Source organism: Streptomyces albospinus (assembly GCF_014648695.1).
GTDB classification, from domain to species: Bacteria; Actinomycetota; Actinomycetes; order Streptomycetales; family Streptomycetaceae; genus Streptomyces; species Streptomyces albospinus.
The window spans coordinates 33,042-54,077 of the sequence record NZ_BMRP01000018.1; the positions used below are offsets into that span (position 1 = coordinate 33,042).

29 protein-coding genes are annotated in these 21,036 nt (G+C 66.8%); 27 read left to right on the plus strand and 2 right to left on the minus strand.

The window, feature by feature from the left end:
* Nucleotides 1-11: 11 nt before the first annotated feature.
* The 12 genes from IEZ17_RS23650 to IEZ17_RS23705 all read left to right on the plus strand — a co-directional run bounded on the left by IEZ17_RS23650 (nt 12) and on the right by IEZ17_RS23705 (nt 11,167).
* Nucleotides 12-350 carry a phage tail assembly protein gene (locus IEZ17_RS23650; protein ID WP_189303321.1) on the plus strand — a complete coding sequence of 113 codons (339 nt, stop codon included), beginning with the start codon at nt 12-14 and terminating at the stop codon, nt 348-350.
* A 134-nt stretch (nt 351-484) separates the two neighbouring features.
* Entirely contained in the window at nt 485-727 is a 243-nt protein-coding gene (locus IEZ17_RS23655; protein WP_229852570.1) for a hypothetical protein, read from the plus strand.
* 3 nt (nt 728-730) lie between these two features.
* Nucleotides 731-4,825: a hypothetical protein gene (locus tag IEZ17_RS23660; RefSeq protein ID WP_067120243.1), complete on the plus strand. Its 4,095-nt coding sequence runs from the start codon at nt 731-733 to the stop codon at nt 4,823-4,825.
* Nucleotides 4,826-5,671: a phage tail family protein gene (locus IEZ17_RS23665; protein ID WP_229852571.1), complete on the plus strand. Its 846-nt coding sequence runs from the start codon at nt 4,826-4,828 to the stop codon at nt 5,669-5,671.
* Nucleotide 5,672: 1 nt separating this feature from the next.
* Complete coding sequence (locus IEZ17_RS23670; RefSeq protein WP_067120241.1) at nt 5,673-6,878, plus strand: siphovirus ReqiPepy6 Gp37-like family protein; 1,206 nt, start codon at nt 5,673-5,675, stop codon at nt 6,876-6,878.
* 35 nt (nt 6,879-6,913) lie between these two features.
* Nucleotides 6,914-7,183 (plus strand): hypothetical protein, encoded by a 270-nt coding sequence (locus IEZ17_RS23675; protein ID WP_067120239.1) that lies wholly within the window; start codon nt 6,914-6,916, stop codon nt 7,181-7,183.
* Nucleotides 7,184-7,395: 212 nt separating this feature from the next.
* Nucleotides 7,396-8,100 carry a hypothetical protein gene (locus tag IEZ17_RS23680; protein WP_229852600.1) on the plus strand — a complete coding sequence of 235 codons (705 nt, stop codon included), beginning with the start codon at nt 7,396-7,398 and terminating at the stop codon, nt 8,098-8,100.
* 14 nt (nt 8,101-8,114) lie between these two features.
* Entirely contained in the window at nt 8,115-8,345 is a 231-nt protein-coding gene (locus IEZ17_RS23685; protein ID WP_067120235.1) for a hypothetical protein, read from the plus strand.
* Between the two features lie 72 nt (nt 8,346-8,417).
* Nucleotides 8,418-9,662: a tail fiber domain-containing protein gene (locus IEZ17_RS23690; protein ID WP_067120233.1), complete on the plus strand. Its 1,245-nt coding sequence runs from the start codon at nt 8,418-8,420 to the stop codon at nt 9,660-9,662.
* An 11-nt stretch (nt 9,663-9,673) separates the two neighbouring features.
* Nucleotides 9,674-10,015: a DUF2746 domain-containing protein gene (locus IEZ17_RS23695; RefSeq protein WP_229852572.1), complete on the plus strand. Its 342-nt coding sequence runs from the start codon at nt 9,674-9,676 to the stop codon at nt 10,013-10,015.
* Nucleotides 10,016-10,166: 151 nt separating this feature from the next.
* The gene (locus IEZ17_RS42735; RefSeq protein WP_229852573.1) at nt 10,167-10,943 is read left to right on the plus strand and encodes a peptidoglycan recognition protein family protein; all 777 of its coding nucleotides are present in this window, start codon (nt 10,167-10,169) and stop codon (nt 10,941-10,943) included.
* The gene (locus tag IEZ17_RS23705) at nt 10,940-11,167 is read left to right on the plus strand and encodes a DUF7439 family protein (RefSeq protein ID WP_067120229.1); all 228 of its coding nucleotides are present in this window, start codon (nt 10,940-10,942) and stop codon (nt 11,165-11,167) included. The genes IEZ17_RS42735 and IEZ17_RS23705 overlap by 4 nt, the downstream gene beginning before the upstream one ends.
* 52 nt (nt 11,168-11,219) lie before the next feature.
* Here IEZ17_RS23705 and IEZ17_RS42740 read toward each other — a convergent pair whose 3' ends face one another.
* Nucleotides 11,220-11,507, minus strand: a complete 288-nt coding sequence (locus tag IEZ17_RS42740) for a hypothetical protein (protein ID WP_229852574.1) — start codon at nt 11,505-11,507, stop codon at nt 11,220-11,222.
* 201 nt (nt 11,508-11,708) lie between these two features.
* Between IEZ17_RS42740 and IEZ17_RS23715 the strand changes: the two genes are divergently transcribed.
* The 15 genes from IEZ17_RS23715 to IEZ17_RS23785 all read left to right on the plus strand — a co-directional run bounded on the left by IEZ17_RS23715 (nt 11,709) and on the right by IEZ17_RS23785 (nt 19,569).
* The gene (locus IEZ17_RS23715) at nt 11,709-12,152 is read left to right on the plus strand and encodes a hypothetical protein (protein ID WP_067120225.1); all 444 of its coding nucleotides are present in this window, start codon (nt 11,709-11,711) and stop codon (nt 12,150-12,152) included.
* Between the two features lie 268 nt (nt 12,153-12,420).
* Nucleotides 12,421-12,696 (plus strand): hypothetical protein, encoded by a 276-nt coding sequence (locus tag IEZ17_RS23720; protein WP_067120224.1) that lies wholly within the window; start codon nt 12,421-12,423, stop codon nt 12,694-12,696.
* 16 nt (nt 12,697-12,712) lie between these two features.
* On the plus strand, nt 12,713-13,657 hold the full coding sequence (locus tag IEZ17_RS23725; protein ID WP_067120222.1) for a hypothetical protein: 945 nt from the start codon (nt 12,713-12,715) through the stop codon (nt 13,655-13,657).
* A 51-nt stretch (nt 13,658-13,708) separates the two neighbouring features.
* Entirely contained in the window at nt 13,709-14,158 is a 450-nt protein-coding gene (locus IEZ17_RS23730) for a hypothetical protein (RefSeq protein WP_067120221.1), read from the plus strand.
* A gap of 118 nt (nt 14,159-14,276) precedes the next feature.
* Complete coding sequence (locus tag IEZ17_RS23735) at nt 14,277-14,714, plus strand: hypothetical protein (protein WP_067120220.1); 438 nt, start codon at nt 14,277-14,279, stop codon at nt 14,712-14,714.
* Nucleotides 14,600-15,649: an AAA family ATPase gene (locus tag IEZ17_RS23740; RefSeq protein ID WP_268249840.1), complete on the plus strand. Its 1,050-nt coding sequence runs from the start codon at nt 14,600-14,602 to the stop codon at nt 15,647-15,649. The genes IEZ17_RS23735 and IEZ17_RS23740 overlap by 115 nt, the downstream gene beginning before the upstream one ends.
* Before the next feature lie 110 nt (nt 15,650-15,759).
* Complete coding sequence (locus tag IEZ17_RS23745; protein ID WP_229852575.1) at nt 15,760-16,047, plus strand: hypothetical protein; 288 nt, start codon at nt 15,760-15,762, stop codon at nt 16,045-16,047.
* Nucleotides 16,044-16,190: a hypothetical protein gene (locus IEZ17_RS23750; RefSeq protein WP_159056490.1), complete on the plus strand. Its 147-nt coding sequence runs from the start codon at nt 16,044-16,046 to the stop codon at nt 16,188-16,190. The genes IEZ17_RS23745 and IEZ17_RS23750 overlap by 4 nt, the downstream gene beginning before the upstream one ends.
* Nucleotides 16,191-16,294: 104 nt before the next feature.
* Nucleotides 16,295-16,597, plus strand: coding sequence for a CHC2 zinc finger domain-containing protein (locus IEZ17_RS23755; RefSeq protein ID WP_229852593.1), 303 nt, complete (start codon nt 16,295-16,297; stop codon nt 16,595-16,597).
* Nucleotides 16,479-17,093, plus strand: coding sequence for a topoisomerase (locus tag IEZ17_RS23760; RefSeq protein ID WP_208614112.1), 615 nt, complete (start codon nt 16,479-16,481; stop codon nt 17,091-17,093). The genes IEZ17_RS23755 and IEZ17_RS23760 overlap by 119 nt, the downstream gene beginning before the upstream one ends.
* Nucleotides 17,090-17,443 (plus strand): hypothetical protein, encoded by a 354-nt coding sequence (locus IEZ17_RS23765; protein ID WP_067120213.1) that lies wholly within the window; start codon nt 17,090-17,092, stop codon nt 17,441-17,443. Before IEZ17_RS23760 ends, IEZ17_RS23765 begins: the two co-directional genes overlap by 4 nt.
* Nucleotides 17,440-17,658 carry a hypothetical protein gene (locus IEZ17_RS23770; protein ID WP_067120212.1) on the plus strand — a complete coding sequence of 73 codons (219 nt, stop codon included), beginning with the start codon at nt 17,440-17,442 and terminating at the stop codon, nt 17,656-17,658. Before IEZ17_RS23765 ends, IEZ17_RS23770 begins: the two co-directional genes overlap by 4 nt.
* Nucleotides 17,659-17,798: 140 nt before the next feature.
* The gene (locus tag IEZ17_RS23775; protein ID WP_229852577.1) at nt 17,799-18,845 is read left to right on the plus strand and encodes a hypothetical protein; all 1,047 of its coding nucleotides are present in this window, start codon (nt 17,799-17,801) and stop codon (nt 18,843-18,845) included.
* Nucleotides 18,842-19,189: a hypothetical protein gene (locus IEZ17_RS23780; protein WP_067120208.1), complete on the plus strand. Its 348-nt coding sequence runs from the start codon at nt 18,842-18,844 to the stop codon at nt 19,187-19,189. Before IEZ17_RS23775 ends, IEZ17_RS23780 begins: the two co-directional genes overlap by 4 nt.
* Nucleotides 19,186-19,569 carry a hypothetical protein gene (locus IEZ17_RS23785; RefSeq protein ID WP_067120206.1) on the plus strand — a complete coding sequence of 128 codons (384 nt, stop codon included), beginning with the start codon at nt 19,186-19,188 and terminating at the stop codon, nt 19,567-19,569. The genes IEZ17_RS23780 and IEZ17_RS23785 overlap by 4 nt, the downstream gene beginning before the upstream one ends.
* 63 nt (nt 19,570-19,632) lie before the next feature.
* Here IEZ17_RS23785 and IEZ17_RS23790 read toward each other — a convergent pair whose 3' ends face one another.
* Nucleotides 19,633-20,979 (minus strand): NsdA family TPR-like regulatory protein, encoded by a 1,347-nt coding sequence (locus IEZ17_RS23790; RefSeq protein WP_067120204.1) that lies wholly within the window; start codon nt 20,977-20,979, stop codon nt 19,633-19,635.
* Nucleotides 20,980-21,036: the final 57 nt, after the last annotated feature.

The window sequence follows — 21,036 nt, forward strand, 5'->3', positions numbered from 1 at the left end:
TCCGCACCCCCATGGCTTCTTTCTCCCTCGACAACATCCGCACCGCCGCCGAGGCCAAGTACGGCAGCACGGACATCGAGCTCGGCGACGACACCGTTCGCCTCCTCAATCCGCTCCGCCTGCCGAAGGCGAAGCGCACGGCGCTGTCGCAGCTCCAGGACCGCATGGGCGGCGAGGACGCTGACCAGGAAGAGCTTCTGTCCGAGGCGATCCGTCTCGTCGCCGAGCACCCGAAGGCTGCTGACAAGCTCCTCAAGGAGGTTGGCGGCGACCTCGCTGTCCTAGCCGAGATCTTCGACCGGTACGGCAAGGGTGCCCAGGTGGGGGAAGCCTCGGCCTCTGCCACCTGATCGACGACTTCGGCGAGGGCCTGTATGCGGACCTGCGCTTCTACTACGGCGTTGATCTTGCCGACGTGATCGCAGGCCGCGGGCCCTCGCCCGCGTTGGTCCTCGCCTTGGTGCAGAGGCTGCCTGACACCTCCTTGACCGTCGCCCTCGCGTCCGGCGGCCGGGAGCACTTCGGCTGGGGCGTCGATCGCCACATGGCCGCAGACATCTTCGACGCGGTGAACCAGAACACGCGCGCCACGGGGCAGTGGGGCAAGGGCAAGGCCCCGAAGATCCCGCCGTTCCCCCGCCCGCAGATCAAGGCCAAGGCCAAACCGAAGGCCGGAAAGCGGGCCGCTTCGGTGGCCGCGATCTACAAGCACTTTCAGCGGAGGTAGCCCTTGGCAACGGGGCAGATCATCGGCCGCGTCGCCGTCAAGGTTCTTCCCGACACGTCGGACTTCCGCAAGCGGGCGGAGCGTCAGCTCGAACGCGTCGAGCAGCAGCTCAAGTTGACGGTCGCAACGAAGATCGACATGAGCGGTGCGTCGAAGGAGTTCGTCGAGGAGCTCCGGAAGATCAACAAGCGGAACAAGCAGTCCGACGCCCGCAAGATCAGGTTCTACACGACGATCAGCACCGACGGCATGGCGACCGCTGTGCGGAACGCCGCCCGCGAGCTACAGCACCGGGCGAACAGTCAGAAGATCGATTTCAAGGTCGACGACCTCAAGGCGGCCGGCAAGGTCGAGCTGGAGCTTGACGAGGAGTCCGCCCGCAGGGTCAAGCACAAGCTCAAGGACTGGGCCGACGACCTCAGCCCGCTGAAGATCAAGGTCGAGCTCGACATCCCCAACGGGGCCGGGGCCCGCATCTCCGCTCGGCTCCAGGTGCTCACGCGTCCGCGCACTGTGCCGATCGTGCCGAAGCTGGACAGCACCGCCGTCACGAAGGTGGCGACCGCGCTGGCCGCGCTGTCGGGTGCCCGCGTGCTGAACCGGATGTTCGAGAGGCTCAGCAACACCCTCAAGAACCTGGACAAGAGCGTGCCGGTCATCGGCTCACTGGCCCTGGCCATCGCGGGCCTGGCCGGGTGGGGCCTCTCCGCCGCGAGCAACCTGGCCGCGCTGTCGTCGAGCCTCGCCTCGATCGGCGCAACCTCGCTTCTCCTGCCCGGCCTCCTCGGCGGCATGGCGGTCGGCCTCGGTACGACGATCGCCGCGTTCAAGGACTTCAACAAGGTCCTGCCGGAGGTCAAGACCCAGCTCTCGGCGCTCCAGGACACCATCTCCGAGAACTTCTGGGCGAAGGCCGCGGAGCCCATCCGCACGATGGTCGACGAGCTCCTCCCGGAGTTCACGGCCGGTGTCGCCAAGACCGCCACCCAGCTCGGCGGATTCTTCGGCGGTCTCGCCAAGTCCCTTCAGGGCGCGCTCGATCCGGCCCTGAACCAGATGTTCACCGACCTCTCGTCGTCGATCAACATCGCGACGAGCGGCACGAACGCCTTCGCGAACATCATCGCCGTCCTCGGCAAGGTCGGCACCAGCTACCTGCCGTCGCTGGCTCAGTGGTTCGTCGACATCTCGGAGCGCTTCTCCGACTTCCTCACCAAGAGTGAGGGGAACGGCAAGCTCAAGGGCTGGATCGACGAAGGAATCCAGTCCCTCAAGGATCTGGGGTCGGTCCTCTTCAACGTCGGTGGGATTTTCGCCGGCATCAGTCGCGCGGCCGAGGCTGCGGGCGGCTCCTCGCTCGGCATGATGGCCGACACCCTCGAAAAGATCCACACGACGGTGGACAGCGAGGGCTTCCAGACCGGCCTGACCAACGTCTTCGCCGCAGCCCACACGGCGATGAACGCCATCGCCACCCAGTCGGGCCCGGCGGTCAAGAACCTCTTCGCTGAGCTCGGCAACCTTCTCACGGAGCTTCTGCCGCAGGTCGGCGAGATCATCGGCACTGCCCTGGACGCGGTCGCCTCAGCACTGGCGCAGCCAGCTGTGACCGAGGGCGTCAAGGCGATGTTCAACGGCATTCAGACTGCCGTCGAGGCCCTCGCCCCGGCCATGGCCCCTCTGGGCCAGGCGCTCGGCGCGCTGATGCAGGTAATCGGCGCGTTCGCCGCGATGCTCGGCCCGCTGATCGCAGCCGCGCTCGTTCCGTTGGCCAATGCGTTCACGGCGCTGGCGCCGTCGATCACGCCGATCATCCAGCTCCTCGGTGGTGCGCTGACGCAGGCGATCCAGGCCATCGCGCCAGTCCTGACGCAGCTCGTCCCGGTGATCGGCCAAGCGCTCAACGGTGCCTTCCAGTCGCTGAGCGGCATCCTGCCGACCATCGCCGAGGCGTTCGGGCAGATCGTCACGGCGATGGCGCCAGTCATCGCCCAGCTCGTGAGCGCGCTCGCGCCGATCCTGCCGATCATCGCGCAGCTCTTCGCGCAGATCTTCTCGGCACTCGCGCCGCTCGTGTCGACCCTGGCGTCCGCGCTGGCGCCAATCCTTCCGGTCCTGTCGCAGGCCCTCCAACAGGTACTGACGGCACTCCAGCCGATCATCCAGGTCGCGCTACAGATCATTACGGCGGTCATCCAGCCGCTGTTGCCGATGCTGAGCGAGGTCATCCAGTCGGTTCTTCCGCCACTGGCTGACGCGATTCAGCGACTGCTCGAAGCGCTCCAGCCGGTATTCGACGCCCTGCTCAAGGTCGTCAACATCCTGATGCCGGTCCTCGTGCCGGTCATCCAGTTCATCGTCGAGCTGTTGGCCAAAACGCTGGTCGACGCGGTCAACGGCGTTGCCCTGGTCTTCGAGGGCCTGGTCGAGATCGTGAAGGGTGTCTGGGACACCATCGTCGGCGTCCTGAAGATCGCCTGGGGCTTGATCGAGGGCCTGTTCACCGGCAACTTCAGCACGCTGAAGGAGGGCTGGTCTCAGTTCTGGTCCGGCATCTGGAGCTTCGTCAAGGGCATCTGGGACACCATCCTCGGCGCGTTCAAGACCTTCTTGAGCGTCGGCATCCTCGGCGCGGCCGGCAAGGGCCTCAAGGCCATTGGCGCCGCGTTCAAGGCGGGCTGGAAGGCCGTCCTGGAGTTCGGCAAGTCCGCCTGGTCGGCCATCACCAGCGGCTTCAGCTCCTTCGGCTCGTTCCTCGCCAACCTGGGCCGCTCGATGATGTCCCGTCTCGGCAGCCTGTTCTCTGCGGGCTGGTCGGCGATCAAGGACGTGGCCGGTAGGGCAATGTCCGCACTCGGCCGGGCGATCTCCACGGGCATCACCGAGACGATCGGGTTCGTCCGACAACTGCCCGGCAGGGCCAAGGACGCGCTGAGCAACCTCGGTTCGACACTCGTCGGCGCAGGCAAGGCGCTGATCCGGGGCCTGATCGACGGCATCAAATCCATGTTCGGCGCGGTCAAGAACAAGCTCGGCGAGCTGACCTCGAAGCTGACCGACTGGAAGGGACCGGCACCGAAGGACGCCGTACTCCTCTATGACGCCGGTCGGCTGATCATCAAGGGCCTGGTCAAGGGGCTGGAGTCGGAGTTCGACAGCGTCAAGGCGGCGCTCAACGACCTCACGGCGCAGATCCCCGCGAACGCCTCTCAGGGCCTGAAGGACCGGATCAACAGAGACCGCGCCCAGCTCCTGAAGCTCGCAGCCCAGTGGGATGGCGGAGCCAAGAAGCTCGAAGCCGCCCGTGACAAGCTCGACAAGCTCCGCGAGGAGGCCGCGGACTACGCGTCCCGCGTGGCAGACAAGATCGTCGACACGGGCAATGTGACCCGCTTCGAGGACTCCACGTTCCAGGGCATCGTCACCGGCCTGCAAACGGCAGTCGACCAGGCCAAGCGGTTCGCGCGTGCTCTGGCCGATCTGAAGGCCAAGGGTCTGAATCAGACGGCCATCGACCAGATCGCCAGTGCCGGGCCGGAGGCAGGGCTCTCTGCGGCCGAGTCGATCGCGGCGGCCGGCAAGGACGGCATCGCCGAGATCAACCGTCTGCAAGACGAACTCGCGAAGTACGGCAAGCAGGCGGGCAAGACCGCCGCGGACGCGATGTACGCCAACGGCATCGCCATAGCCGAGGGCCTGGTCAAGGGCCTGGAGGCACAGCAGAAGTCCATCGAGAAGCAGATGCTCAAGATCGCTGATGCCATGGTGGCGGCGATCAAGAAGAGCCTCGGCATTCACTCGCCCTCGCGCGTATTCGCAAAGCTCGGCGGCTTCGTCGGCCAGGGCTTCGCCAAGGGCATCGAAGGCGAGTCCGACCGCGTGGCCAAGGCTGTCGACGCCATCACGGCCCGCCCCGGCTCGGCGGACTACGCCAGCGCCGCCCGCTCCGTCTCGGCCGCCGTGTCACACGGACTCGGCGCGGGCTCCTCTGGCGCGGTGACCAAGGTTCTCAACTACTACGCGGCCCCAGGGGCGTCGCTCAGCTCCGAAGAGGAGCTGTTCGCCGCGACCGGCCGCGCACGAATGGTGGGGTGGTGAGTGACTGCACTCCTACTGCAAACCGAGCGTGACGCGCTCGATCTGAACGGAGTGGCAGGGCAGGGTTCGGGCTTCCAGGCTACGGCCGGGCTGACCGGCCTCGGCCTGCCCTCCGTGTCCGCACAGTGGCTGGAGGGCGCGGGGGACGGCTCGCGCTTTCGAGGTCAGCGGGTCCTCTCCCGCGACTTGGACATGCCTCTCGACATCGTGGGCCGGGACAGGAAGCACCTGCGGCAGCTCATCTCTCGTCTCGCGCGGGCGGTGGCCGGGGAGTGCTCCCTCGTCCTGGTCGACGACGAGGGCGTTCGCTGGACGACACCCGTGTACCGCACGGGCGGCGGAGACATCGAGCTCAGCAACGGCAACGACCTGCAAACCGTCATCTCCTTCCGCGCTCCGGACCCGTACTTCACCGCCGGAACCGTCTCCACCCAAACCGTGGGTGGCGATCCCGGCAGTCAGCCGTTCCTCTCGTCGCTTGTCTCCCTGCCCCTCGCGGCCTCGCAGGCGATCGGCGAAGTGCAGCTCGACAACATCGGCGACGCTGACGCCTACCCGAAGTGGGAGGTGTACGGACCAGGCCGCGAACTGACCGTGGTCTCACCGACTGGCGAGACGCTCCAGTGGCACGGCACGCTCTCCGCCACGGAGAAGCTGATCGTGGACGTACGGGCCGGAGCCGTGAAGGACGGCACCGGGGCCAACCGGTACGCCGACCTGGCGTCGGCCCCCCGCTTCTGGACCGTGCCCCCTGGCACGTCGACCGCGAGCGTGAGCCTCCTCGACACCACCGCGGCCTCCAAGGTCGTGTGCTCGTGGAGGCCGCGCCGATGGATGGTGATCTGAACTGAAGCTCAGTGACCTCACGGTCGAGGTCCGCGACAAGTCCTTGACCCGCCTCGGTCTGATCCGGCCGGAAGACCTGTCGCTAGAGATCCAGGACCAGTACAACAACGTCGGCACGTGGAAGTTGACCTTGGCCAGCGAACACCCGCTCGCCGACGTTCTTCGGGTTCCCGGCTCCGGCCTCATCATCACCGGCCCCGGTGATGTGCTGATGTCCGGGCCGGTCACCTCGTCCGAGTACGCGGCCACCCCGGAGGACCGACACGGCAGCATCGTCTTCGATGGTGTTTCCGACACGGTGATCCTCTCGGACATGCTTGCCTGGCCCGAGCCGTCCAACCCCGACGTGACCAAGCAGTCCACTGGCCACGACGAGCGCACGGGCCCGGCCGAGTCCCTGATGCACGCGTACGTCAGCGCAAACTGCGGACCAGCGGCACCGGCCGCTCGGCGGCGAGCCGGGCTGGCCATGGGGCCGGACCAGGGCCGGGGCCCTTCCATCTCCAAGTCGGCTCGGTTCCCCCCGCTCGGTGAGCTGCTGACGGCTATCGCGGTCGTTGCCGATCTGGGCTTCCGCATCGTCCAGCGCGGCACACGCCTCGTCTTCGAGACGTACCAGATCGCCGACCGCACGAAGGAGGTCCGCCTCGACGTATTGGCGGGCACCCTCGCAGGCCAGCGCGTCTCGGTGTCGACCCCTGGTGCCACGCGCGTCATCGTCGCGGGCCAAGGCCAACAAGCAGACCGCACCTTCGTGCCGGTCGACAACGAGACCTCGATCGGCGCCGAAGCCGACTGGGGCCGACGAATTGAGAGGTTCGTCGACCAGCGCAACACCGACAACCTCGACGAGCTGACGCAGGCCGGCAACGAGGTCCTGGCTGACCAAGGGTTCACATCAACTGCTGTGCAAGCAGTGCCGGTTGAAGATTCGGCAGCCGAGTTCGGCGTCGACTGGGCCCTCGGCGACCGCGTGAGCGTCATCGCTGGCGGCCAGGAACTGACGGCGCCCGTAACCGGCATGGTCATCAAGGCCAACGACTCCGGGTTCCAAGCCGGAGCACTCCTCGGTGACCCGACCGGCTTCAACCCCAACGCCCTGGCGGCCAAGCGCGCGCAGAGCACCGAGAACCGCGTCTCCGCCCTGGAGCGCAACACAGAAGGAGGCGGGGCAGATCCCGTCATGAGTCTCATGGGAGCGTGGTAGTGGCGAATACGCCGAAGGCTTTCTTTCGAGCGGCGATGCCCACCGCGATGTCGACGGCCTACACCGTCCCCAATGCCGGTCTCGCCGTCGTGACGAACATCGTCGCCACCAACCCTTCGCCCACGGCAAGCGCGAGTGTGACTGTGCGGCTCGGCGGGGTGCCCCTCCTCTCGGGTGTCGGCATCGCGCCGAGCGGTGTCCTCACCCTCGACCTCCGGCAGGTGCTCACCTCGGGCGACACGATCGAGATCCAGGGCAGCGGCGCCCAGGCCCATACCCACATCAGCGGCGTGGAGGTGATCTGATGAGCCTCACTGTGTGGCCCGCCCCGGAGGACAAGGGAGTTGTCGGCCCCACTGGAGCATCCGGCGTCCAGGGGCCGAAAGGCGACACCGGCCAGCCCGGACCGCGAGGCGACACGGGAGCCACCGGCCCCGCAGGGCCCATCGGACCAACCGGGCCCCAAGGCGCAGCCGGACCCCAGGGCCCGGCCGGAGCGCCCGGAGTCGTTCAGTCGGTGTGCGGCATCAGTGCCGCGTCCATCACCCTCACCGCAGCCAACGTCGGCGCTCTCGCTGTGTCGTCGCGCGGGGCGGCGAACGGAGTCGCAGCACTTGACCCCTCCGGCCGGGTGCCGGCCGCCCAGCTCCCAGAGACGCTGCTGAACGAATGGGGCCCGGAGGATCACGGCCTGGTCGCGTGGGCCTTCGATCCAGCGGTGGCCAACTCCACCGGTCTCTTCCCTGGCTCCGGCCCAATCCGGGTCACAGCCGTACGTCTCCGCCAGTCCGCGCCGGTGAGCCGAATCGCCTGGCACGCCACCGGCTATGCGGGCGGCCTGACCTCCGGCTCCTGGGCCGCGCTCTACGACGCCAACGGCAACCGCGTTGCCGCGACGGGAGACCTGTCCACCGCCACCTACGAGCCCGCCGAGGTCCACAACGGAGGTGGCGCCGCTATCAGTTCGCCCCTCGCCTCGCCAACCCTGCTCGCCCCAGGTGTCTACTTCATCGCCTGGCGCATGCAGTACAGCACCTCGGCCGGGGACGGTCCGATGCTCCTGGCGGCCGAGTCGTCAGCCGGAGCCCCACCGAACTTCTTCGGCCTCAACACGGTGAAGCGGTTCGGCTATTACGCCTCCGGCGCCGCCACCGCCCCCGCCTCCATCTCTGTCTCTTCCATGCTCAACGGCGCGAACCGCTTCTGGGCTGCCGTGGCATAACGAAAGGCCCGTGAGTGAAAGCCATCTCCGCCGCCGTCCCGTTCCACCAGACCGGCGAGTACCAGAAGGTGTACGGCACGGTGACGATCACCATCGGCGAGCCCTACGCCTCCTACCCCGATCTCACCGCACCGGAGCGAGAAGCGATCCTGCGGGCAGCCATCGCTGCGATCCGCGGCGCCCTGCCCAGCGACCTGGAGTCCATGTTCCCCTCGCTGCGGTTCGCCGAGGACTCGACCGTCTGACTTCCCCTCCCTACCACCGGCCTCCGCGACATGAGCGGGGGCCTTTCCGTTGCCACAGGAAGGACCCGCTTAGTGGCGAAAAGCTCGTACCCCTTCGATGGGCAGACCGCGACCGAATCCCAGTACAGCCGTCTCTTCCGTGAGTTCCAGGACTCCGGAGTCGTCGGCACAGCTGACGGCCTCGATCTCAAGGTCTACGCGGACGGGTCTGGCATGAAGGTCTTCGTGCAGCCGGGCTTCGCGATCCTGCGGGGGCACGCCTTCTTCTCCACCGCAGTGGAGGCCCTGAACATCGCCGCACCCGACAGCGCCGAGCGACGCGACCGCATTGTCCTGCGCCTCGACCCGGCAGCGAACCGCATCGACCTTGCCGTGCTCAAGGGCGTAGCGGGCGGTGCCGCCATCGAGCCCACTCAGACCGATACCGACATCTTCGAGTTGTCGCTTGGACTGGTGCGCGTCTCCCCCGGCGTCACGAACATCGCGGCTGACGCGGTGATCGAAGCGCGGCGCTACTCCGGATCGCGCGTCGGCACATGGACGACGAATACCCGGCCGATGACGCCGCGCGTCGCCCAACTCGGCCTGAACCGAAACACCATGGGGTGGGAATACTGGGACGGAACGTCCTGGGTAGACCTCGCCCCCGTGGTCACGTGGTCGAACATCTCCGGCCGTCCAGCCACGTTCGCTCCGGCCGCCCACTCCCACGGCTGGGCTGAAGTAACCGGCAGGCCGACCACGTTCCCTCCGTCAAGCCACACGCACGACTGGGATTCGATTTCCGGCAAGCCCTCGACGTTCGCCCCTGCGACGCACTCACACTCGTGGGCGTCGATCACGAGCAAGCCGACCACATTCCCTCCGTCGGGCCACTCGCACGGCTCGTACCTGGAGGCCGGCGACACGATCGCCTGGGCGAACGGCTCGAAACAGCCACACGCTCGCGGCGTCTCCGGCTCCGGCACGTACTACGCCGTGTGGGTCCGTGGCGACGGCGGCTTCTGCCGAAACACCTCCTCGATCCGCTTCAAGGAGAACGTCCGCGATCAGGAGGTCGCCCCCGATGACGTGCTCGCCCTGCGCCCGGTTGTCTACGACCGGAAGCCGGAGGACGGGCAACCCGGACGGAAGGGCGAGGTCGGGCTGATCGCGGAGGAGGTCGAGAAGACCCTTCCGTGGCTCGTGAACTACCTGGACGGCGAGGTCGACGGTCTTCGGTACGACCTGCTTGGCGTCGCCCTTCTGTCCGTCGTCCAAGACCAGGACGCACGCATCAAGGCCCTGGAAGCGCGGCTCGCGGAGTCCGCCGGGTGATCGAGCCGAGCGTGCAAGTCGCCTTGGTCTCAGCGGGCGGCACCGTAACCGTCGCCCTGGTGGGGGTCCTGGTGGAGCTCGTACGGCGCCAGGGCCAAGCGCTGAGCGAAGTGCGCGAGCACACGGAAGAGGCCCGCCACCAGGTCGCGAACACGCACAGCACCAACCTGCGCGACGACGTGGACCGCGTACTCGACGGCATGGAGCAGCTCCTCGCGGGCCAGCTCCGCCATGACGAAGCCCTCGGCCGGCACGGCGACGAGATCAATGCCCTGCGCCGCGAGATGGCCCACGAACGTGTCGAGCGCCTGGCCGTCGCCGAGCGCCTCGACAACCACCTGTCCGCCAACTGACCTACCTCCCAGGCCCCTTCTCCATTCCGGAGAGGGGCCTTCGTCATGTCCAGAAGGAGAACTCCCCCTGTCTGCAACGAAGTACCCGTCGGCCGACACCGCTCAGTGGTTCTCGGGTCGGCACCCCGGCGACACCATGCCGCACCCGAACGTGATCGTCCTGCACACCACCGAGGGCGGCTCGTGGCCGGACTACTCCGGTGGCTCAGTCGCCCCGAACTTCACCGTGAAGGGCGGCCAGGTCCGGCAGCACTTCGCCGCGAACGAGTCGTCTCGCGCGCTGGTCAACAAGAGCGGCGGCGTCCAGACGAACACCCTGAACGTCATCCAGATCGAGCTGGTTGGCACCTGCGAGAAGGGCGGGCCCGGCCTGTACTGGCCCAACGCCAGTGACGCCGACCTGAAGCCCCTCGCGGATCTCGTGCGTTGGCTCACCCAGCAGTACCCCATCCCGCTCGTGTCAACCTCGAAGCCCTGGCTGGCCTACCCGTCGAGCTACGGGTCGAAGAACGGGCAGCGGATGAACTTCGCTGAGTGGACCAACTTCCGTGGAATCTGCGGCCATCAGCACGTACCGGAAAACGATCACGGCGATCCGGGAAACTTCCCCATCGACCGCCTGATTGCGCTGGTCAAGGGCGGGAAGCCCGCGCCCTCGAAGCCGTCGTCCGGCATCGTCGCCCTGTCGGCCGGCGTGCGTCCCGGGGCTCGGCACCCGCAGGTGAAGGATCTTCAGCAGCTCCTCATCAAGGCCGGGTACGGGCCGATCAAGGGTGCGGTCACCGACTACTACGGGGTGAACACCCAGGCCGCGGTGGCGCGTTTCCACGACCGCAATCCGAAGTACAAGTCGATCGGGCTGATCCGCGATCCCCGCATCGGGCCGTCCGGGTTCGTCGCTCTGCAGAAGCTGGCGGGCCGCCGATGAGCAAGATGCACACGCCCGGCTTCAAGCCGGTCTCGCTGGTGAGCCTGCTTCCCGTTCGCTACCGCTCGCGGGTCGGCGCAGTCCTGGCCGCGCTCGGCGTGGTGGTCAGCGTGCTGTCCGTCGCCTACGCGGACAGGCCCGAGATCGCGGTGATCGTCCAGATCCTGACGGCACTTGGTGTCGTCGCTCCGGCCGAGGAGCAGCCGGACGACCCGATCGAGTAATGACGAAGGCCCCGTTGACCTCTTCGGTCAGCGGGGCCTTCTCGTCGTTGCGCTACTTGCGCTTTGACTGCTCGATCTCGGCGACGGTGGTCACCTTGGGGCGGCGCGATTGCGCCTTCTTGGCAACTGCCTTCTTCGCTGCGGTCTTCTTCGCGGGGGCGGCAGCCTTCTTCGCGGCAGGCTTCGACTCGGGCTCGACCAACTTCCGCGTCATCGTGGCCACCTCGTCGGCAGGAGCACTCGGGGCAGCGGAGGAACCCTCCTCTACCTGCGGAGACTCCGCTTCGAGGATCTCCTCCAGCGTGTCAGCGTGGTCCCCGCATCGGTCCGTTTCGACCATGCGCCCACCCTCGGTGACGGTGTAGTGACGGGTCTCGATGCCGACCCTCTTGCACACATCGCAAACACGTACGCTGAGTAGCACAACCATCGCACCCATTCGTTTGTCTTGACGAGTCAAAGTCTCGCGTGTCAGTGTAGGGGTGTATTGGGGCGCAGTAGAAGTTGCGCCCGGGGGGATGCCACACGCCGAAGGGACAACATGCCCGCCAAGAGCAAGATCCAGGATGAGCAGGAGGCAATCCGTTGGATTGAAGAGGGCAAAACCTACTCCTGGATCGTCGAGCAGTACAAGACTAAGTACAACATCGAGACGACGCCTTCCCTCTGGGCCTCCTTCCGCTCCCGAAGAGGGCTGAAGAGGCGCACGGCAAGGAATACTGAACTCATTCCTTGGACCGTAAAGGAAGAGCACTGGTTCGCTTACCCTTTGGCGATGCTACGCATTGAGGCTCGCGTGCGCGAGGGATTTAAGCTGCGTGATGTGGATGCCAAGCGACACGCCTCCTGGAAGGAATTCCTCAAGGAGGAGAACGCTGTCGTGTATTACGACCCCGACACCGAAGAAGGCTTCCACTACGTCCCCCGCGAAGCTAGTGATACCGACATCATCCGCCAGCCCAAGCAGGCTACACGCAAGCTCTGACAGCCAGCTCCCCTAGGGGTACGCACCCCTCTTGAGCTGCATAAACAGGCTCAGCCTCCACCCCAGGGATGACACCCCCTGGGGTTTGTTCTACTTCAGGCGTAGTCACGCCCCACCTCTCCTACGAAAGTTGATAGGACTTCTTCCATTAGGCTCGGTTTGGGGTTGACCAAGGCAACGTAAAAGGTCAAACTCTCAACAACTGTTCGGTTTGCGCGTTCGAGGCGTATGGAAGCCGCTTCGCACGTTTGGGGAGAGGAGCCTGTGCATGTCGCACGGCCGCGGGGTGGTCTCCGATAATGAGGGGGAAACGACTGGAAACCCTGAACAGAACTGCACGCCTTCGGTCGCGCTGCACATTGACCACGACAACTTCGACTTCCATATCACGGCGCACCCTGACTACCGGGCGAGCGAAATGCGGAGCGTGCTGGCCCTTGCGAAAGAGCGAGGGCTGACGCTGTTCGACGAGGACGACCGCGATCCCGAGATCCTGGAGGATGGCTCGGTCCGCCTCTACCTGATGCCCGTAGTCAAGATCTGACGAAGGACGACACCGAGTGCCCATACGGCTCACAGACCTGCCGGTCCACACCCCCGACGTCCCCCGCGACGGGCGGGGGCGCCCCCTTGTAGTGCCCAAGAGCGGCGGCAAACCGCGCGCCCTGACCCGCACCACCACATTCATCGACGCGATCGAGGACAAGTCGGCCCTGACCGCGTGGGGTAAGCGCATGGTGCTGGTCGGTGCCGCCACGCAACCTTCACTGCTGGACCGAACGCGAGATCTTGATCCAGCGTCATATGAGGGGAAGAGTACGCTCAACTCTCTGGCAGAGCGAGCCGTCCAGCTCGCCGGAGCGCACACCAAACGGGAGAGGGGCACCCACCTTCACGCACTCTCGGAGCGCGTCGACCAGGGCGAGGAGCTCCCCGCCAGCGCAAGCGCCGCGGACTTGGCCGACATGGCGGCGTACAAGGTCTCCACGGTCGCACTCGACGTGGTGGCAGTAGAGACGTTCGTCGTCGTCCCCGAGCTGGGCGTCGCGGGCACCTTCGACCGCATGGTCCGCTACAGCGGCCCCGGCCCAGATGGAGAGCGGATCGAGGGCCAGTTCATCGCCGACCTCAAGACGGGGTCGGTGGAGTACGGGGGCCTGAAGATGGCTTCCCAACTCGCGGTGTACGCCCATGGCGAGCTCTACGACCCCACCAGGTTCCCCGCCGACCTGAGCGACGCGAAGGCTTTCGCCCGCTGGAAGAAGAGCGACGTGCCCGCCGGGGAAGCCGCGTCCGCGTACGGCCCACTGCCGCCCGTGAACCAGGACTGGGGCATCGTGATCCACCTTCCGGCCGGCCAGGCCGAGTGCACCCTGTACTGGGCCGACCTGCGGTTGGGCTGGACTGCCGCCAAGCTCGCCGGGGAGGTCCGGGCCATGCGGGGCGCCAAGGGCGCCTTGCAGAAGTTCGCGCCCAACGTTGCCTTTTCGGACCTGATTGCGTAATCTTGACTAACAGGCGGGCGCGCGGCCCGCTTCACAAGAGAGGGGTTCCGAGTGGCCCATGACGGCCTGTCCGTCGAGGTGAGCGTCCCGTTCGGGGCGGACACCGAAGACCCGACCATCCGCCTCAGCGGCCCAGAGGGGGCCGTCCGCGAAGCCATCGGCTCGTCCTTCAGGTTCGATAGCGATACTTTGACTAATGCGACGCTGGCGGAGCTCATCATCGAGGCCAGTCGCATGGCCCGGAGTGCATCGCAGATCGTTCACGGCCTCGGCGCAAGCGTCGTTCCGTCGCAGCCCGACTCGCAGGCCAGCACTCCGAGACCAGCCGCACAGCCGCCCATGCCGGAGCAGTCCGGGGCGAAGGCGCTCCTGGAGCAGATCGATTCGTGCCGCACCATCGACGAGCTGAAGAGGCTGTGGGCGGAGAACCAGGCCGCGTTCTCCGACTCCAGTGTGATGGACGCCTGGAAAGCCCGCGGCCGGGTCCTGGCGGGCTCGTGATGCCCCGCCGAATCCTCGGCGCGGCTGTGGCCGTCGCCATAGCGGCTGGCTCCCGCATGCCCCGTGTTCCGACCCGCCGTGCCCCGTACACCGTTCACCGACAGAGTGGAGATCAGTAGTGCCCCTGAACCTCATGGACATCCCGACCGCCAACGGCGGCTGGTTCAAGCCGAAGGACAACGCCGACGCGGTTGCGATCCTCCTGGAGGTCAAGCAGTTCGACCGACAGCGCCCCACCCCCAATGGGCCGAAGGACAGCGTGCTCGCCGACGTGACGGTCTTCCAGACGCACGACGCGCTCTCCCGGCAGGCCCCAGAGGTCTCGAAGGGCCAGCGCATCGAACAAACCGTTCTGGCCCGCGACCTTGAGACGGTCGTCGGCGGCGCGGTGCTCGTCACCGTCACCCAGGTACCTCCCTCGAAGCCGGGCGCCCACCCTGCATGGGTGTGGAAGCAGGTCACCGACATGGGGATTCGCAACCAGGTCGTTGCGTACGCCGAGCAGCGCGACGCGGCGATTCAGTCGGCCGTCGCGGACGCTCCGTCCTTCGACTGACGCCAGCCAGTAGACGGGGGCGGCCACTGTGCCGCCCCCTCCCCTCAGCGATTGGAGCGCGCATTCTTACCCCTGGCCGGTCCCTGGCCCTTCATGCAGAGTCGGGCCGTGAGCTGCCTCGCGTCGAGGCGTTCGAGGCCCTCTACAACATCGGCTGCCGCCCGCGTCACGGCGAGGTCGTAATGATCGCCGGACGGTCCGGCACTCAGAAGAGTGGGCTGGCCCTGTTCTGGGTGGCCCAGATGAACTTGCCCACCCTCTACTTCTCCGCCGACATGAGCGCCTTCACTGCCTCGTCGCGGCTCGCCTCGATGGCGACCGGCGATACGACGGAGATGGTCGAGGCGGGCATGGCGGCCGGCGGGCGCTACAGAGAGACGTACCTCAATGCCGTCAGCGGTTCGCGGATCACCTTCTCCTTCGGAAGCCCGATCACCTGGAAGGCCGTAGACGAGGAGCTGGAGGCGTGGGTCGAGCTGTGGGACGACTATCCCGCCATCATCGTCTTCGACAACCTCATGGACTTCGAGGGCGCAGAGTCGGACTACACCGAGCAGATGGCCGTGATGAGCAGCGCGACCGAGCTCGCCCGCGCCACAGGCGCGACCGTCATCCTGCTGCACCACGCCAGTGACAAGAGCTGGGAGGCCAAAAGCGATCCGTGGGCGCCCCCTTCCCGCGACCAGGTGAAGGGCGGCCTCTCGGAGAAGCCGGAGCTGAGCCTTTCTGTGGCGCTGGACCCGAACTCGCTGGAGTACAGGGTCGCGGTCATCAAACAGCGGATGGGCCCTTGCGATCCGACGGCCCGCCGGTACGCAACGCTGCGGTGCCACCCCGAAGTCACCCGGTTCTCGAAGCTGGAACGCCTTGCGCCGCTCAACCAAAACCCGGCGGCGCAGTGGTCGCCGCTCGACGCCCTGAAGAAGGCCGCTTAACCAGAGAGGAATGCGAGATCTTGACAGATGTGGCGGCTAGGAACCGCAGGAACAAGAGGCGGGGAGCAGACTGGGAGACAGAGCTCCGCGATGAACTGCGCTCCGCCGGCATGGACGTTGAGCGACTTCGGTTGACCGGCAAGGACGACGAGGGAGACCTCGTGATCCGCCGGGGCGACGGCACCTTCCTGGTCATCGAGGCGAAGAACGCGAAGTTCGAGCCCGGCACGTTCGTCAGTGAAGCCGAGAGGGAGCGCGCCAACTTCGCGCAGCACCGGGGACTCGACCCCGCTTCGGTCGACTCGGTGGTCATCGTCCGGCGCAGGGGGGCTAGTTGGCGGCGGGCGTACGTCTTGTCCACCGTCGAGCGGTACTTCGAGCTAGAGGCGGATCGGTGATCACCTACGAGGAGACCGAGGAACTCCGGCGTCTGGCCCGCGAGCTGAACGACCTACTCAGCGAAGGCTCGGTGCCGCAAGGACTCACCGAACTCGGCTACGACCAGGACGCGGAGAGCTTCCGGGGGCGGAGGGTCGCGTGAGGCTCCGCCGCATGGATAACGACGCCCCGGAGCGCGAGAAGCCAGCCTTGGAGGCCGTGCTCGAACACTACGGCGTCGACATCAACTCGCATCGGGCCATGGGGATGGCGCGCTGCCCACTGCACGAGGACAACACCCCGTCCTTCTCCTACAACACCGACCGGCAGCTCTGGAAGTGCCACTCGTGCGGTGAGGGCGGGGACACCTACACGCTGATCATGAAGAAGGAGAGCACGGACTTTGTCGGAGCGCGAGCCTTTGCGGCCTCTCTCGCCCTCGCAACGCGAGATGGTGGAGGAGGCGACGAGCGCGTATCAGGCAGCGCTTACGGCGGACGCCGCGCGGTACCTGCTGGATCGCGGGATCGGAAAGGCCGAGGCGGATACACACCGGCTTGGCGTCGTTGACGACCCGCTCCCCGGCCACGAGCGCTACCGGGGGATGCTCGCCATTCCCTACCTCGGGCACCGGGGTCAGCCGCTGACGATCCGGTTCCGGTGCCTCAAGGATCACAACCACCGCGAGTACGGCCACGGCAAGTACAACACCATTGCCGGAGACCCGCCCCGCATGTACGGGGTCGATTCGATCCACGCGGCGGGCGACGAGATCCACCTCACCGAGGGCGAACTCGACCGCATCATCCTCCGCAAGATCGGCTGGCACGCGGTTGCCGTGCCGGGGGTGGAGATGTGGTTCGCCCGGCACCGCCGAATGCTCGCGGGCTTCTCGCGCGTCTGGGTCTGGAGCGATCCGGACGAGGCCGGAAGCAAACTCACGACGACCGTCTGTCGCTCCCTCCGGTCAGCCAAGCCGGTCCGTCTCCGCACGGGCGATGTCACCGATACCTACATGGCCGGCGGCTCTCAAGCCCTGTTCGACGCGAAGGAGGCCGCGGCTTGACCGCGCCAAAGACGACGAAGCGGCCCGCACGCAAGCCCGATCCCGTAACCGCGATCCTGGCGAACGTGAAGGCGACCCATCGTTCGGTGGCCGACAAGCGGATGCCGATCGGCGGCGGGCACAACCCTGCGAAGGCACGACGCTATTTCGCTGAGGAGGCCGACCGCTGGGCCTTCATCAAGATGACTCGCGACAAGGCGGAGCTCTCCGGCTGGGACGCCGAACTGCTGGAGCAGCTCTTCCACGCCCTCGCCGAGACCGGTCACCCGGAGACTGCGAAGTTCCACCTGGAAAAGGTCGCAGCGTACGCGGTCGCCGCGATCGGGCAGCTCGACCGGGAGGCTGCGTGACTCCCCGCCCCCTGCCTGGAACACCGGGCCCACGCCTTCAGGCGATCTGGGAGGCCCTCGACGAACGCGAGCGCGAAGCCTTCGAGCGGCACCTCCTCCAGGACACCGCAGCGGAAGACCTCGTCTGGATTCTGAGCCGCTTCGGGCACCGGGTCTCCGCCTCCACCATCCGCACATACCGGCGCCGCCTGCGCCAGGAAGCGACTGATTCTTGAGCAACCTTCTCGACGAGCTCCTCTCGAAGCCCGTGGGCCCATCCATACCGGCCCGCCAGACCGACCCCGACCGCGACTTCACCCGCCAGATCGAGGTCAGCGGGGACGGCGCCGAGGTGACCGTCCGAGGTCCGGCCGGCATGGACCCCAAGAGCACCGCGGCCTCTGTCCTGCTCTCTCAGGGCCTCGACCCCGACGAGTGGGAGATCAAGGGGTTCCGCTCCTCGGAGTGGACCATGCCCGGAGGCGAGACCGGACTCAGCACCCGCTTCTCCTTCGCTCGTATGAAGCCCGCGACGCACGCCGCGCACGACATCGACGAACTCTTGGCCGCGATCGACAACCATCGCCCCAACCAGAGTGACGCCGTGACCGTTGAGGGTGATCACACCTTCGTGATCGCGCTCGGCGACATGCAGTTCGGGAAGGCTGACGGGGACGGCCCGGCGGGCACACTGAAGCGCACGATCGAATGCATCGACCGCGCGGCCGAGCTCCTGGACGTGTATCGCCAGCGCTTCGACATCGGTCACGTCCATATGGGGTGGCTCGGCGATCACGTCGAGGGCTTCGTGTCGCAAGGTGGCTCGAACGCCTGGCGTACCTCGCTCACGCTCACCGAACAGATCCGACTGACCCGCCGCGTCATGCTGCACGGAGCCCTGACCATGGCTCCGCTCGCGCCTCGCGTATCGCTGGCAGCCGTACCCGGCAACCATGGAGAGGCCGTCCGGATCGCAGGCCGGGGCGTAACGCGCTACGACGACTCACACGACACGGAGTCCCTCATCTCTGTCCGCGACGCATTGGCGCTCGACGCCGAGCGGTTCAGCCACGTCGAGTTTTACGTACCGGACACGGACGAACTGACCGTTGTCGTCGACTGCTCGGGCACGACAGTGGCTCATGCCCACGGCCACCAGTGGAGGCCGGGTCGGCACTTCGAGTGGTGGAAGGGCCAGGCGTTCAACAAGGCGAGCGCGATGCACCAGGCCGATCTTCTGCTCGCGGGTCACTTGCATCACGAGTTCGTGGATACGGACGGCCCGCGCACGTTCATCCAGCCTCCGGCCATGGAGAGCGAGTCGACGTGGTGGCGGCACGCGAAGGGCACGACTGGCGCCCCCGGCCTGGTGGTCGCCGTGACGAAGAACGGCGAGGTGCCGGTGAAGGAGGTGGTCCGATGAGTCTCCAGCTCGTCGACATCGGGAAGCCCGAGGTCGTCACCGAGGCTGACTGGACGATCCTCGCTGACCCGCAGGTGGAGAGCGTCGCTCAGGCAGTGGCCCGCGGATTTGCCCGTGACTACGGCCTGACGCTGGAGTACGAAGACGCCTACCAGGAGACGGTCATCATCGCCGCCGAGCGGGCTGCGTACGTGCGCCAGCTCCTCGCGGAGGCCGGGGCCGGGCTGCTGCACCGCTGGCTCTCCCAGCGCCTTCGGGATCGATGGCTCACCGAGGCCAAGCACCGGTCCGGGCACGTCTCCTACGAAGCCGCCCGGCACGCGGCAGAACGGACGGGCCAGTGACGGCGTACGACCGGCGGCTCGTCGAGCACCTCCTCCCGGCGGTGTGGGACGCCGAGGCCGCGTACGGCATTCGGAACCCGCAGACCCCCGACGCCGACATGCCCAAGGCCGCCACGGACCCGAAGTCGGCCACCACGCTCTTCGCCCACCTTGCCGACATTCGACGGGGCTGGGCGACGGCCCCGCTCTCCCTCGGCGAGCGCCAGGCCCTCGTCCTGCGGTACGGGGCCGACCTGCCAGACGACGAGTCCGGAGCGCTCCAAGGGGTCACCGGGCGGGCGGCGCGCTACCGCTGCGAGAGGGGCGTCGGGAAGATCGCCGCCCAGCTCAACGGGCGTGAGTACACCGACGGGTACGAAGAACTGAAGATCGCCGCGTGAGACTTGTGCACCATACGAACGCAGGCGTCCAGGCCACGAGCGCTGGGACGCCTGCGTTCCTGGCTATGCCGCTGCGTTGAGCTCCCTGACTCGCTCGTTGAAGTCGGCGACGAGCCGATGTCCGCCGAAGGGCCGCATGCGCCGCTGAAGGTCGTGTACTGCTTCCACGGCACGAGAGGACTTGACCTGCCTCGTCAAGCTGAGGGTGCGAACACCAGCAGCGTGAGCCGCCTCCAAGTCGTTTCGCTGCAAATGAGATACCGCGAGGGCCGCCTGAGACATGGCCCCGCGCCGGGCACGCCTCTGGCTTCTGGCGTGGTCGATGGACTTCCGGGCATGCTCATCCGCGGCGTTCGCATCCCCGAGGTCGCGGAACGTGTTGGCGTGCTCTCCATGCAGATAGGCCGGGTCGATGAAGGCCGCCCATTCCGGCTCATCTCCTGTCCGCGCCTTCGCATACGCCTTCTCAGACTCGATCACGGCGCGCGCCGCCGCAGACTTGTCATTGAGCAGTGCGAGCGCTCGCGCTTCGAGGCACCAGAGGTCTGCCAGGCAGGCCGGCGAGTCGACCCTTGACAACCCGAGGCGCCCAGCCTGAGCAAGGCGGCGCCCTTCGGCCGGGTCTCCGAGCAGCGTGGCTTGGTCTGCCATGCCAGCCAGGACGTGCGAACCCAAGGCGGCGTTGGCGGACTCCTCGGCAAGCCGAAGGGACTGGATCAGATAGCGCTGGGCGAGGCCGTGTTCGCCGTTGTCGTAGGCCATCCATCCTAGAAGGTAGGTCTGTTCGGCGGCGGCCTCGCAGAGGGCTCGTCGCACGTCATCGCTGTACGTGCGACGAAGGAGGGGATAGACGTGCTGGTTCATGTACTCGGCGAGGATCAAGCGGCCGGAGCCGCCCCCCTGTAGCACGTCCATCTTCTGGAACTCGCCGAACATGTTCTTCACTGCCGTCACGTCTTCCAGACGGACGCGAGGACCGGGCTCCGGCGCCTGGTCCAGGACGTTCATCAGCCAGTCGCGCGACGGCCCAACGCCAGCGAGGGCGGCGAAAGGTGCACCTGCAAGGAAGTTTCGTCGATCCACGTCAGCTCTCCCGAGGTCTGCGACAACCTCCACGGTAGCCGCGTAGGAAGAGTTGTACACGAGTGCACTCTCCACCCCCGCTCCGTCACCGAGCCCGAGATCGTACGTTGTGACCCGGTATCCGACACAGTCTGAGAAGACCGCCGCGATGATGTCAGGTAATGGCTGGCGCGGTATCTGGCCTTCGAGCCAGAAGCGGACTCGTGTCGTGCTGGTGGCGACATGGGGTTCGTTCCACAGCGCTGCCTTGGCTTTCACCCTTCTCGCCAACTCGCCACGGCTCATGCCGGATCGGTCGAGCCACCTTGCGAGTTTGTCGTTCGTCATGCTCAGCCTCTCTGTGACGGGAGGTAGCGGAAGCGACACCCTTCGACACCCCTGTCG

Coding starts and splice junctions, on each gene's coding strand:
- IEZ17_RS23650 (WP_189303321.1), top strand. CDS start 12: ATGGCTTCTTTCTCCCTCGACAACATCCGCACCGCCGCCGAGGCCAAG.
- IEZ17_RS23740 (WP_268249840.1), top strand. CDS start 14,600: ATGGGTGTGGAAGCAGGTCACCGACATGGGGATTCGCAACCAGGTCGT.
- IEZ17_RS23705 (WP_067120229.1), top strand. CDS start 10,940: ATGAGCAAGATGCACACGCCCGGCTTCAAGCCGGTCTCGCTGGTGAGC.
- IEZ17_RS23675 (WP_067120239.1), top strand. CDS start 6,914: ATGCCCACCGCGATGTCGACGGCCTACACCGTCCCCAATGCCGGTCTC.
- IEZ17_RS23790 (WP_067120204.1), bottom strand. CDS start 20,979: ATGACGAACGACAAACTCGCAAGGTGGCTCGACCGATCCGGCATGAGC.
- IEZ17_RS23720 (WP_067120224.1), top strand. CDS start 12,421: ATGTCGCACGGCCGCGGGGTGGTCTCCGATAATGAGGGGGAAACGACT.
- IEZ17_RS23745 (WP_229852575.1), top strand. CDS start 15,760: ATGGACGTTGAGCGACTTCGGTTGACCGGCAAGGACGACGAGGGAGAC.
- IEZ17_RS23755 (WP_229852593.1), top strand. CDS start 16,295: ATGGCGCGCTGCCCACTGCACGAGGACAACACCCCGTCCTTCTCCTAC.
- IEZ17_RS42740 (WP_229852574.1), bottom strand. CDS start 11,507: ATGGTCGAAACGGACCGATGCGGGGACCACGCTGACACGCTGGAGGAG.
- IEZ17_RS23760 (WP_208614112.1), top strand. CDS start 16,479: ATGGTGGAGGAGGCGACGAGCGCGTATCAGGCAGCGCTTACGGCGGAC.
- IEZ17_RS23780 (WP_067120208.1), top strand. CDS start 18,842: ATGAGTCTCCAGCTCGTCGACATCGGGAAGCCCGAGGTCGTCACCGAG.
- IEZ17_RS23775 (WP_229852577.1), top strand. CDS start 17,799: ATGGACCCCAAGAGCACCGCGGCCTCTGTCCTGCTCTCTCAGGGCCTC.
- IEZ17_RS23715 (WP_067120225.1), top strand. CDS start 11,709: ATGCCCGCCAAGAGCAAGATCCAGGATGAGCAGGAGGCAATCCGTTGG.